9 protein-coding genes are annotated in these 12,658 nt (G+C 67.5%); 1 reads left to right on the top strand and 8 read right to left on the bottom strand.

Annotated elements, in window-relative coordinates; genetic code table 11:
- The 8 genes from FJY73_12180 to FJY73_12215 all read right to left on the bottom strand — a co-directional run.
- The coding region (locus FJY73_12180) for a hypothetical protein (GenBank protein MBM3321424.1) at positions 1 to 482 on the bottom strand (482 nt) is incomplete at its 3' end.
- 31 nt (positions 483 to 513) lie between these two features.
- A complete protein-coding gene (ftsY, locus tag FJY73_12185) occupies positions 514 to 1,395 on the bottom strand; it encodes a signal recognition particle-docking protein FtsY (GenBank protein ID MBM3321425.1) in 882 nt (293 codons plus the stop codon).
- Between the two features lie 8 nt (positions 1,396 to 1,403).
- Positions 1,404 to 5,018: a chromosome segregation protein SMC gene (gene smc / locus FJY73_12190; protein MBM3321426.1), complete on the bottom strand. Its 3,615-nt coding sequence runs from the start codon at positions 5,016 to 5,018 to the stop codon at positions 1,404 to 1,406.
- A gap of 21 nt (positions 5,019 to 5,039) precedes the next feature.
- Positions 5,040 to 6,503: an SPOR domain-containing protein gene (locus FJY73_12195; GenBank protein ID MBM3321427.1), complete on the bottom strand. Its 1,464-nt coding sequence runs from the start codon at positions 6,501 to 6,503 to the stop codon at positions 5,040 to 5,042.
- A 4-nt stretch (positions 6,504 to 6,507) separates the two neighbouring features.
- Positions 6,508 to 7,944, bottom strand: coding sequence for an L-seryl-tRNA(Sec) selenium transferase (locus FJY73_12200; protein ID MBM3321428.1), 1,437 nt, complete (start codon positions 7,942 to 7,944; stop codon positions 6,508 to 6,510).
- Between the two features lie 758 nt (positions 7,945 to 8,702).
- Positions 8,703 to 9,257 (bottom strand): dCTP deaminase, encoded by a 555-nt coding sequence (locus FJY73_12205; protein ID MBM3321429.1) that lies wholly within the window; start codon positions 9,255 to 9,257, stop codon positions 8,703 to 8,705.
- Between the two features lie 24 nt (positions 9,258 to 9,281).
- The gene (locus FJY73_12210; GenBank protein MBM3321430.1) at positions 9,282 to 10,322 is read right to left on the bottom strand and encodes a thiamine biosynthesis protein; all 1,041 of its coding nucleotides are present in this window, start codon (positions 10,320 to 10,322) and stop codon (positions 9,282 to 9,284) included.
- A 78-nt stretch (positions 10,323 to 10,400) separates the two neighbouring features.
- Entirely contained in the window at positions 10,401 to 11,567 is a 1,167-nt protein-coding gene (locus FJY73_12215; protein ID MBM3321431.1) for an isocitrate/isopropylmalate dehydrogenase family protein, read from the bottom strand.
- A gap of 204 nt (positions 11,568 to 11,771) precedes the next feature.
- On the opposite strand from FJY73_12215, the gene FJY73_12220 reads away from it, so the two are divergent.
- Positions 11,772 to 12,658: N-acetylmuramoyl-L-alanine amidase (locus FJY73_12220; protein ID MBM3321432.1), on the top strand; the 887-nt coding region annotated here is incomplete at its 3' end.

Consider the following 12,658-nt stretch of genomic DNA (forward strand, 5'->3'; position numbering starts at 1 on the left):
TCCGCCGTCGGACGCCGGCCGTCGAAGGGATCGTCGACGGAGAGCGTCCCGATCACCTTCTTTTCCCGGCCGTGAAGCGGGAGGAAGAGCATGTCGTCCGGATGCCAATCGACGAACGAAGAGGCGTCGCGGCGGCTCTTGATCGCACGGCCGAGAACTTCTCGCCCCGTCTGGTCGTCGTGGGGGATGAAGTAGGAGCTGCCGAGGCGGAAAGGCTCGTCGAGAAGGCGGCGCCGCTCGTCCGGCGTCAGGGCGGGGCGTTTCCGGATCCGCTCGACGTCTTCCGGATCGATCCCCGCCGAACCGATCCGCACGACGTTCCAGGAATCGTCGAGGAGGGAGATGAGCGCGCGCCGGTACGTCTCCGCCTCGACGATCCCGGCGGCGATGCGATCGAGCTTCTCCTGAAGACTCTCGATCCCCTCGATCTCGGCCGCGACGCGGAGAAAGACCTCGTACTGTTTCCGGATCGCCTCTTCCAACGCGCAGCCCTCCCCTTCCGGCGCCTCCGCGTCAATCGAGAAGCGCCCGCGCGAACTCGGCGGGGGAGAAGTCGAGAAGATCCTCCGCGCGCTCTCCGACCCCCACGTAGCGGACGGGGAGATCGACCTCCTCGCGGATCGAGAGGATCACGCCCCCCTTCGCGGTCCCATCGAGCTTCGTGAGGACGATCCCGTCCACCTCGGCCGTTTCGCGGAACTTCTTCGCCTGGGAGACCGCGTTCTGCCCCGTGGTCGCGTCGAGAACGAGGAGCGTCTCCTGCGGATAGGCCGCGCCCTGCTTCTTGAGAACGCGCCGGATCTTCCGCAGTTCTTCCATCAGGTTCGTCCGAGTCTGGAGCCGCCCCGCCGTATCCACGATGAGGATGTCCGCGTCTCTCGCGATCGCCGCGCGGAGCGCATCGTGCGCGACGGATGCCGCGTCCGACCCGCGCTCCTGGCGGATCACGTGGACGTCGGCTCGCTCTCCCCACACCTCGAGCTGCTCGATGGCCGCCGCGCGAAACGTGTCGGCCGCGGCGAGGAGAACGCTCTTCCCGAGGGACGCGTAGCGCGCCGCGAGCTTCCCCGCGGTCGTCGTCTTCCCGGAACCGTTCGCGCCGACGAGAAGAACGACGTGCGGGCGCGCGTCGGACGCCTGCGCCCGCGCCTCGCCTCCTCCCGCGAGGATCCGCTCGACCTCCTCGCGAAGAAGGTCCCAAGGATCGCCGTTCTGTCCCTCGATTCTCTTCAAGATGCGGGCCGCCGCACGCGCGCCGACGTCGCCTTGGATCAGCGCGCTCTCGAGATCCTCGAAACGGTCGGGGCCTTCGGTTCGCGCCGCGCGGCGCAGCGACTCGACGAGACCTTCGCGCGTCTTCCGGAGACCGCGCCGGAGATTCTCGAGAAGACCCATTCGCCCCCTCAGGCTCCCCCGCCCTGGATCATCGCGATCCGCTCTTCCTCCTCCTCCTTCGTGAGCGCCTGCCTCCCGAGCCGCACGGAGACGACGCGGGAGATGCCCGCCTCCTCCATCGTCACGCCGTAGAGGTAGTTCGCGGCTTCCATCGTCTGGCGGTTGTGCGTGATCACGACGAACTGCGTCCGGTCCGTGTAGCGCCGCAGCATCTCGAGGAACCGGCCGACGTTCGCGTCGTCGAGCGGAGCATCCAGCTCGTCGAGGATGCAGAACGGGCTCGGCTTCTCTTGATAGAGAGCGAAGAGGATCGCGATCGCCGTGAGCGCCCTCTCGCCGCCGGAAAGAAGGGCGATCTTCTGCGCCCGCTTCTGGCCCGGGCGGGCGACGATCTCGATATCGGAAAGTAGAGGATCCGACGGATCGACGAGGTTGAAATCGGCTTCGCCTCCCTCGAAGAGCGTGCGGAAGGTTTCGCGGAAGTTCCCCCGCACGCGCTCGAACGTCTCCAGGAAGAGGGTGCGCGCCTTCCGATCGACCGTGCGGATCGTCTCCTTGAGCGAGTCCCTCGCCTTCAGGAGATCCTCCTCCTGGGCCTTCAGGAACTCGTACCGATCGTTCTCCTCTTCGTATTCGTCGAGGGCGACGAGGTTCACGGGGCCGAGCCGGCGAAGGCCTTCCTTGCAAGCGGCGATCCGCTCGCGCATCTCCTCCTCGGTTCTCTCTTCGGTTTCACCCGGAGGCGGCGCTTCCTCCGGGGTCGTCCCGAACTCCTCCCGGATCCGCTCGAGAAGATTTTTTCTTTGTAGTTGAACCTCTTGAAGGCGAAGATCCTGCGCGTGGTTCTCCTCGGCCAACGCTTCCTTGCGCTTCCGGTCCCCACGAATCGAGTCCTCGCGCGCGCGGATCTCCCCGCGGAGCCGGTTCACGTCGACCAGGATCTCGTCGCGCGCTGCGGCTTCCTTCTGCCGCCGCTCGGCGAGACGCCCTTCCTCCGCGAGAAGCGTCGTGCGGGCGGCGGACGTCTCCTCGAGCGTTCGGGCCGCCTCGGCGAGCTCCTCGCGCTTCCTCGTGACCTCCTCCGCAAGCTCTCCCTCCCGCTTCTCCAGGGAGTCGAGCTCGGCGGAGAGCGCGCTCCGTCTCCCCTCCGCCTCGGCCCGCGCGACCTCGGCCGCGGCGAGAAGCCGTCTGGCCTCATCCCGCTGCATCTCGAGCTCCACCATCTCCGCCTCGATCTCTCGAAGCGAGCGATCCGCTTCCGAGCCGTCCGCCCCGAGGACCTGGAACTCCGCGCGAACGCCCGCCAGACGCGCCTCCCCCGCCCCTCTCTCCCTGGCGATCTCCGCCTTCTCCTGGCGGAGCCCCGCGACGGTCCCGCGGATGCTCTCGAGCGCCGCGTGAACTCGCGCTCTCTCGCGCCCCGCCTCCTCGACCTCCTGCGCGATCCGGTCGAGATCGGGAACGATGCGATCCCTCTCCGCGCGGCACGCCTCGAAGACGCGGTCCGCCTTCTCCCTCGCGGCGGTCATCTCGGAAACGCCCCGCGAGGCCTCCTTGAGCTCGGCCTCGACCTCGGCGATCCGCGAGCGGCGTTCGAAAACCCCGACGCCGTTTCCGCCGCGCGCCCCCCCGTGGAGGACGCCCGGAAAGCGCGCCCCCTCGCCCGATGGGGTCACGAACCGGTACGCGCGCCAGCGATCGTCCCCAGCGAGACGGGCGGCGGTCTCGAGATCGCGGACGAAGACCACATCGGCGAGAAGGAAGCGAACCATCGCCTCGGTCTCGCCGCCGGAGCGGACGAAGCGGGAGGCGGCCCCGATCACGCCGCTCTCCTCGAGAAGCCCGTGCGGAAGATCCGGAAGCGCGCCCCGCGCCCGCTCGCCGGAGAGGAGCGCCGCCCATCCCCTCTCGTTGTCGCGGAGAAAGCGGAGAAGGTCGAGCGCGTCCTCGTCTCTTCCCACGAGGAGGCATTGGAGCGACTCGCCGAGCGCGTTCTCGAACGCCGCGAGGAACTCGGGCGGGTCCACCTCGATCATCTCCGCGACCACGCCGAGAACCGATTCCGGTTTCGGGTTCTCGGTGAGGATCGTCCGGACGCCGTCGCGGTAGCCTTCATACTCGCGCCGCATGCGGTGAAGAAACTGAAGCGTCGCCTCGAGGCTCTCCCGCTTCCCTTGAAGAAGGACGAGGCCCTCCGCCATTTCCTGCGCCTGCGCGCGCGCCCGGTCGAGCGCCTCCTCGGCCCGGTCGCGCTCGCCGCGGAGCCGCTGCGCCTCGACGCTCCGCCTCTCGTGCTCCCCGTCCGCCGCCCCCGCCCGCTCCGCGAGCGCCGCTTCCTCGCGCTCGAGCCCCGCGATCCGCGCGTCGAGAACGTTTTCCCGCTCGACGAGATGCGCGAAGCGGGTCTCGAGATTCCCGAGCTCGTTCCGTTTTTCCGACTCATCGCGGAAGAGATCGAGCGTCTGCTGCTTCCTTTGAAGGAGCTCGGCGCGGGAGTTGGCGACCTTCTCCGAGATGCGTCCGTTTTCTTCCTTCTTCCGCCGGAGGTCCTCCTCAACGGTCCGGATGTCTTCCGCGGCCTTTTCGCGTTCCGCCGCCCGCGTCCAGCGAAGCTCCGCCGTGCGGCAGATCCGCTCGTTCGCCTCCTCGATCTCCTTCCCGAGGGCGGTCCGGCGCGCCAAGACTCCCCGCTCGCGCTCCTCGAGAACGAGAAGACCGCTCTCGACCCTCTCGATCTCCTCGTCGGTTCCTTCGAGAACTCCCTCCGCTCCGGCGAGCCCCTCCTCCTTTTCACGGAGAACGAGGCGATCGCTTTCGATGCCCGCCTCGACCCCCGCGAGACGCGACACGATCTCGTGCAGCTCACGGAAGACCGTCTCGCGGCGGGCGGAGAGCTCCGTCTCTTCGCCCTGAAGGCGTTCCAGTTCGAGCCGCCCCGCGAGAAGAGAGAGCGCGCGAATCTCCTCGGTGAGCTCGTTGTGGCGGCGCGCCTTCACGATCTGCCGGCGAAGGGTGCGCACCCGCTTCTCGACCTCCGAGACGATGTCGCGGATGCGCACGAGATCCCCCTCGGTCGCCTCCAGCTTGCGGACCGCGATCTTCTCCTGCGTCTTGTACTTCATGATGCCGGCCGCTTCTTCAAGCATGAAGCGAAGATTCGCCGAGGTGTCGTTCAGAAGATGGTCGACCATGTTCCTCTCGAGAAGAACGTAGGCCGAGCTGCCGAGGCCGGTGTCCATGAAAAGATTGCGGACGTCCAAGAGTCGGCAAGGGCTCTTGTTGATCAGGTACTCGCTGACGCCCGACCGGTACACCCGGCGCGTCACGCGGATTTCGGAGAAGTCGACGGGGAAGATCCGGGACGCGTTCGAGATCGTGAGCGAGACCTCCGCCATGCCGAGAGGCTTCCTGGTACGCGTCCCGTTGAAGATCACGTCGTCCATCGTCTCGCCGCGGAGAAGCCTCGCGTTCTGCTCGCCGAGAACCCACCGAATCCCGTCCGAGATGTTCGATTTTCCACAGCCGTTCGGCCCGATGATGCAGGTGATCCCCTCGCCGAAGCGGAGCTCGAGCTTGTTCATGAACGACTTGAAGCCGAAAACATCGATCTGTTTGAGATACATTCCGTCCTCCGGCGCGGACCGTCAGGGAGACGTCCGCACCACGAGAGCGTACGAAAGTCCGTAGGTTTCCTTCGCCTCTTCGGCATGCGCCGCCGCGTCTTCCTTCGACGGGAAGCGGCCGAGAAGAACTCGATACCAGATCCCCTTCTCCGGGATCTCCTTCTCGATGATCGTCACGATCTCCCCGCTTTCGCGGTATTGGCGCGCGCCTCGCTCGGCGTCCTCCCGCGTCGGGAAGGACTCGACGTGCACGGCGTAGAGTGGGGCGCCGGGGGAGGGCGCCGCCTCCTCGCGAACCGCCGCGGGAGGAGCCGGGATGGGCGCCTCCGCGCGGGGAGAGGCGCTCTCCTCCGAGGGGGTTTCCGGAACATCCTCGGGAGCGCCGGCCGCGAGCCGTTCCACGGTCGTCCCACCCGGAAGCGCGCCTTCCTCCTCGCCCTCGGCGCGCGGGACCGGCTCCCCCGCGTCCCCCGCGGGAACCGCGGCGGGCAAACCTGCGGCGACATCCCCGCCTTCCGCGGGCGCCTCCTCGCGAGCGACCTCGAAGCGGGTCTCCGCCCCCGGAGTCTCCGCTCGGCCGAGAACCGGAGGAGCGCTCGCCGCCGGGCGCGCCGCGAGCCCGCGCTCTCCCTCGGAACCCTCCCGCATTCGAAGATAGATACCTGCAATAACGATTCCTAATACGATCGAAAGAGCGGCGAATACCGCGGCGATTCGGCCGACCGGGATCCGCTTCCGCTCCATCCGTTCCTTCTCTTTCCTCGCGTCCCCGCGGGCCCCGGCTCTTGAAGCGGGCGCCGCGGAGCGCGCCTCGCGCGTTTCCGCCGCGACCGCCGCCGCCGCCAAACGATCTTCGGAAAGGGTCCGGCGAAGGTCGGGAAGCTCTTCCCCCTCCTCGCGGACGATAAGAACTCGGTCCGCTTTTCGAAGGAGCGGGGAGAGCGCGCCACTCGCCGTGCGAAGGGGGCCGACCGCCACGACGAGTTCCGATTCGCCGCGAAGCGTGTTCAGAACCGCGTCGCATTCCGGCTCCTCGAAGAGACGCTCCGGATCGGGCGGGGGCGATCCGACGCAGACGACGCGGATCTTCTCGTGGCGCGTGCGTCTCTGGACCGCCTGGAACGACGCGCCCCAGAGAATCATGTCGGTCACGCCTTCCTCCGCCTGATAAGGGAATGGTCTCGCGAGGACCGGGGAGTCGACCGACAGATCGGCGAGGAGAACATCCATCCCCCGCGCCGCCGCCACCCGAGCGAGCCCGACGGCGAAGAGCCCCGCGTCGCGCGGAGCCCCTCCGGTCGCCGCGAGCAGAAAGCGCGGAAGCCCGCCGGCGGCGCCGAGCCGATCGAGCGCCGCCGAAAAATAGAGATCCGCGTCCGGCGGGAGCGGCTCGTCCGTCGTGAGAAGGAGCGGTGCGTTCGACCGCTCCAGATGAACCGTCCCGAGATCGAGAACGACCGTTTCCTCGGTCGGAGTTTCCGCCAAGACCCTACTCCTTCTCTCCGCCGCTCGCCCGCTCCCCGAGTGAAGAGGCGACGCGGACGATCGCGTCGGCGACGAGATCGATCTCCTCCGGGAAGAGCGTCCTCGGATCAACGACGACGCGGTCGCTCTTTACCCGAACGATCACCGGCGGATCGAACGCGCGGAGCCCGGCCGCCAGGTCGTCCGGAGCTACGCGCTCGAAGGAGATCGCGAGAAGAAAGGTCGGGATCGGTGGCTGCCCGATCGCGCCGCCTCCCGCCTCGCTCTCCCCCTCGACGATCTCCGCGTCCGCTCCCTCGGGAAGACGCGCGAGGACCTTCTCGCGGAGCCTCTCCGCGTCTTGTCTGATAGCATGGGGAGGCCGCGAGATCAAACGCAAAACGGGGACCCGCTCGAACACCCGCTCCGGATCGAGGTATTGCAGGAGCGTCGCTTCGAGAAGGGCGATCGTCAGCTTGTCGACGCGCACCGCGCGCATCATCGGCGAGCGGCGGATCCGGCCGAGCTCTTCCTCTCGGCCGAGGATGATCCCCGCCTGCACCGATCCGAGCAGCTTGTCCCCGCTCATCGTGAGGACCGCCGGCCCGCGCGCCAGCTCCTCGCGCGCCGTCGGCTCCCCGTCCGGCCCGGTGCGGGCGAAGGCGCCGCTTCCGAGATCGTAGAGAACGGGAATCCCGCGCTCCGCGCCGAGAGCGGCGAGCTCGGACGGCGGCACGTCGGACGTGTATCCTTCCAAACGAAAGTTCGAGAGATGAACCTTCATGAGGAGGGCCGTCTCGGGGGTGATCGCCCTCCTGTAGTCTTCGACGCGGGTCCGGTTCGTCGTGCCCACCTCCACAAGACGCGCCCCGCTCGCGGACATGATCTCCGGAAGGCGGAAGCTGCCTCCGATCTCGATCAGCTCTCCGCGCGAGACGATCACCTCCTTGCCGGAGGCGAGTGCGTGAAGGGAGACGAGGACCGCCGCCGCGTTGTTGTTCGCGACGAGCGCCGCTTCCGCGCCGGTGAGCTCGCGGAGCAGCCTCTCCGCGTGGACGTAGCGGGACCCGCGCGTTCCTTCCCCGAGATCGAACTCGAGGTTGGAATAGCGAACGGCGACCTCGCGCGCGCGGTCGAAGAGCTCCTCGGCGAGAGGCGCGCGCCCGAGGTTCGTGTGGATCACGATTCCCGTCGCGTTCACGACGCGCCGAAGGCTCGGCCGAAGACGCCGCTCCGCGGCCGAGAGGATCCGTCCTCGATAGGTCTCGGCGAGGGGAAGATCGCTCTCCGCGGGACCGCGTCCCTTCCGCAGCTCGTCCCGCACCTCGTCGAGCGCCTCGCGGACCGCCTCCACCGCGACCGCGCGCGGGAACCGGCTGATCGCTTCCTCAATCGATGGATCCGAGAGGAGTCGCTCCACCGAGGGGATGTGCCGGAAATGAGCCGATCGGTCTTTCCTCATGACGTACCTCGCCCCTTCGAAGGATCGCGCGGGCAATGGTACAGACCGCGCCCCGAGCGGTCAACCGCGGTACCCGTATCAAGTACAGGCCCAAGAGGATGGACAATCACGCCTCCGGCGGGAACGAGGAGCTTCGAAGCGAGACCGCCCCCTCGTCCGGTTCTCAGCGTCCGCCTATTGGAAACGCCACCGCGGCGGGTGAGCGGGGCAGGAAGATGTGGATCCGATCCAGCGAAGACGGAAAGCCGGAGCCGGGGGGCAGGGTCGCTTGCTCAAACATGCCGCGCGCGGCGCGCGGCAACTCGCCGCCGAGCCCTACCCCCCGTCTCCGGAGGAAGACAGATCGCGTCGTCCGGGACCCGCAGTGGTTGCATCATCGGACGGCGGGTCTCTCCTTCGCGCCGCATGCGCGAAGGAGCTTCCTCGCCACCCCGTCGCTCTTCGCGACGAGGAGCCCCGGCTCGGTCGTGTCGGAGGCTGTCCGCTCGATGCTCGCGAGTCGCCGAGCCTTGGTCGCTGCGCTTCTCGCGGACACCTGCCGCCGCCACCCGCCGTGGTTGCATCGTCGATCTAAGAGACAACCCTGACGGTGCGCGCTCTTGCTCGCTCGGCGGGCCGACCTCCCCCTCCGGGCCTGATCGACGAGGCCGGGTACCCGCCCCCTCGACAACGGAGCCGAAGGCTCCCGCCCCTCGGGGGCGGGTGGCCGAGCGATCGGAGCCGAGAACGCGCGGGGGGGCGGCGGCAGAGCTTCGGATCTACACGCGCGGGGGGGTGATTGTCTTCTGCGCCTGATAACGACCTCCCTTGTCTCGATACGAGACCTCGCACGGTTCCGCCGCCTGCAGGAAGATCACCTGCGCGATCCCCTCGTTCGCGTAGATCCGAGCCGGACGGGGGGTCGTGTTCGAGATGCCGAGCGTCGCGTGCCCTTCCCACTCCGGCTCGAAGGGGGTCACGTTCACCACGATCCCGGAGCGCGCGTAGGTCGACTTCCCAAAACCGATCGCGAGGATGTCGCGCGGAATCCGGAAGTACTCGATGGTCCTTCCAAGGACGAAGGAATGGGGCGGAAGGTCGAGCGCGTCCCCCCGATGATCGACGAACGCATCCTCGCGCACTTGTTTCGGATCCATCCGGTCGCATCCTTCACCCGTGAAGATCTTGAACTCGCCCGCGAGCCGGACATCGTATCCATACGAAGAGAGACCGAAGGAGACCAACCCCGGACGCGCGCCCCCTTCCTCGAAGGGTTCGATCATTCGAGCCTCAAGCGCCATCCTTCGAATCCAGCGGTCCGGCTGCACCGACATGCCTTCCTCCCTCCTCGTGCGGTCCTATTCGATACGGAGCGCGGCTCCCTGCTCCCGCGGAAGGGGCGCCACGTCCTCCGCGCGGCTCTCCCCCCGGCGCTCGATCCGCACGCGGACCGAAGAGGCTCCCTTGCCGCTTCCGTAGGACGCCGTGATCGCGGCCGCGAGGCGGAGATCCTCCTCGGTCGGTTCTCCTTGCACGATGGCGACCGGGCCGCGGATATCTTCCGCCTCCAGCCTCCATCCGAGGCGCGCGTGAAAATGAAGCACCCGGCACTCCGCCTCGTTCCTCGCGACGATCACCTTCGCTTCCGGAGAGAGGCGAAAATGCCTCCCGACCTTGAGAAGGTGGACCTCCTCGCGCGCGAGCCGCTCCTCGGGGCCGAGCCTTTCGAGCCGATCGGCGAGTCGGCTCGCGAAGACCGGGTCGAGAAGCGCGCAGCATCCTCCGGCCGGCGTCGGGTACTCCTCGATGCCGAGCGCCGAGGCGAGGCGCATCTGGTTCTTTCGGCTCCGCCCCGAAAAGTCGAAGAGCTTCTCGCGATCGATCCACCCCTCCTTCTCGGGAACGGTCGGATCGAGAAGCTTCGCCGAAAGCGGACGGAGAAGGAAGCCCTCGAGCCCGCTCTCCTTTTCGATGAGACGAAGCGTTCTCCGGTGCTGCGTCATCGGCCTCTGCCCGAGCACCTCGCCCGTGAAGACGAACCGCGCGCCCCGCTCCGCCATCTTCTCCTTCGCGATCCGGAGCATGCGGATCCGGCAGTCGATGCACGGGTTCATCACCGAGCCGTAACCGTGCCGAGGCTTCGTGAGGATCTCCCAGTACTCGTCGTAGATGTCGACGACCTCGACCGGGACGCCGAGCCTCTCGCCGGCGGCCGAGGGATCCGTCCGGTAGATCTCCCCCGGGTTCGCGCGCGGCCTCTCGGGGTCGTCGACGAGACAGAACCCGGTCTGGAAGCGGAGCGCGTGCACGAGAATCCCCTGATCCCGCACGACGCGGATCGCGAGCGTCGAATCGAGCCCTCCGGAGAAGAGAGCGATCGCGCGGATCGCATCCGTCATGGTCGGGCGAACCCCCTTGGACGAAACGCGGGACGGGGGTGATCCCGTCCCGCCGACTTCCGCTCCCCGGCCGCTTCCTCAGCCGCCGAGACGATCGAGAATCGCGTCGGTCATCCGCTCCGTCGAAGCCGCTCCCTGATCGAGCGCCTTCGCCGAACCCGGCAGACGCATCATATCGTAGGTACGAACCTTTCCTTCCTCAACCACCTTGCCGATCGCCGAGCGGATCTTCTCCGCGCGCGCCGTCTCGCCCACATGGTCGAGCATCATGCATGCCGAGAGGATCATCGCGATCGGGTTCACGATCGACGGTTTCAGCTCCGCGTATTTGGGCGCCGAGCCGTGCGTCGGCTCGAAGACGGCGCATGTTTCGCCGAGGTTCGCGCTGCACGCGAACCCGAGCCCGCCAACGAGCCCCGCGAACCCGTCGGAGACGATGTCGCCGAACATGTTCCCGGCGACGATCACGCCGTAGTCCTCCGGGTTCTTCGTGAGCCACATCATCTGGGCATCGATGTTCGTGTCCCAGAGGGCGATGCCCGGATGCTCGCGCGCGATCTCCTTCCCGACCTTCAGCATCATGCCGGAGGTCTCCCGGACAACGTTCGGCTTCTCGCAGACGGTGACGCTCTTGTACCCGAACTTCTTCGCGTGCTCGAAGGCGGCGCGCACGATCCGGGTGCACGCGCGCTTCGTGAAGATCCGCGTGGAGACCGCGAGCTCCTCGCGCGGCGCCGATGCGAACGCCTTCATCTTCGGATGGGACATGAGCGCCTGATACACCAGGTCCGGCGGGTTCGTCCACTCGACGCCTGCGTAAAGGCATTCGGTGTTCTGTCGAAAGACAACGACATCGACCTTCGGCTCCTCAAGCGCTCCTTCTCGAGAGCGCCGCACGAAGTTCAGCGGGTTTCCCGGAAACGAGCGGCAGGGGCGGATGCAGACGTCCAAATCGAACCGCTGACGAAGCCCGACGATCGGGCTGTAGTACACGTGTCCCTTTCCGCGGAGCTTCGGATCGAGCTCCTCCGCCGCCTTGTCCTTCGGCTTCGATGTGATCGCACCGAAAAGGCCGATCCGGTGCTTCTCGAGAAGCGCGATCGTTCGGTCCGGAAGGGCGTTCCCCTCGCGGATCCAGAAATCCCATCCGATGTCACCGTGCACGTACTCGGCTTCGAAGCCGACCGCGTCGAGCACGCGGATCGCCTCCGGAAGAACGACCTTCCCGATTCCGTCCCCGGGCATGGCCACGATAGTTCGCTTCAACCCAGCTCCCTCCTGTTCTCTCTCCGCATGCCTCGTCGCCCCCGCTTGTCCCGCGCAACGAATCGGACCTGATCATACCGTGGCGGACGCCGCCTCGGAACCGGAATCGGACGGGGGAACGGCGCGCGCGACGAGCGGTTGACGCCACCGGGCGGCGCGTGCTAGCTTCGTGCTTGGAAGGCCATGAAAACATTGAGGATCCTTGCTCTCCTTCTTCTCTTCTTCTCCTCCTGCGCGAAGCCGCCGCCCCCCGAGGAGCCTCTCGACCGGCTCTACCGCGGGATCGCTGAGATGCCCCGCGATCTCGATCTCTCGCGCCTCGCCGGACGGACGATCCTGATCGACCCGGGCCACGGCGGGCGCTTCTCCGGGACGGTGGGTCTCGACGGGCTCGCGGAGAAGGACGTGAACCTCGGCGTCGCGCTCTACCTCTGGGGGTTGCTCCGCGACGCCGGAGCGGACGCGCACCTCACGCGCGCCTCCGACCGGGACCTGCTCGCGGAAAGCGAGGAACCGAACCTCGAGAAGGATCTCGCCGCGCGTGTCGCGATCGCCGACTCGCTCGAGCCGGATCTCTTCCTCTCGATCCATCACAACGCCGACGCGGACACGAATCGCGAGCGGAACCGCGTGGAGACCTACCATCGCGCCGGAGACGAGGGCCCTTCGCTCGACGCGGCGCGCGCGATTCACGCGCACCTCGTCCGGAACCTGGGGATCCCCGAAGGCGATGTTCTTCCCGGCAACTTCTACGTCCTCCGCGAGTCCCGTTTCCCGGCGGTTCTTGGGGAGCCTTCGTACCTTTCGCATCCGCCCGTCGAGAAGAAGCTCCTCCTCGCGGAGAAGAGAAGGCTGGAGGCGGAGGCCTACTTCTTTGGGATCGCGGAGTACTTCGCGCGCGGCGTCCCGAGCGCGGTGATCGAGGAGCCGAGGGAGACGGTTCGAGGGCCGAGCGGGCTTCGTTTCGCCGGAACCGTCGTGGACGATGAGGGCGGAAGCGGGATCGATCCGACGACGGTGCGCGTCTCGCTCGACGGCAAGCCCCTCCGCGCGCGTTTCGACCCCTCGAC

Source organism: Candidatus Eisenbacteria bacterium, from assembly GCA_016867715.1.
Taxonomy (GTDB): domain Bacteria; phylum Orphanbacterota; class Orphanbacteria; order Orphanbacterales; family Orphanbacteraceae; genus VGIW01.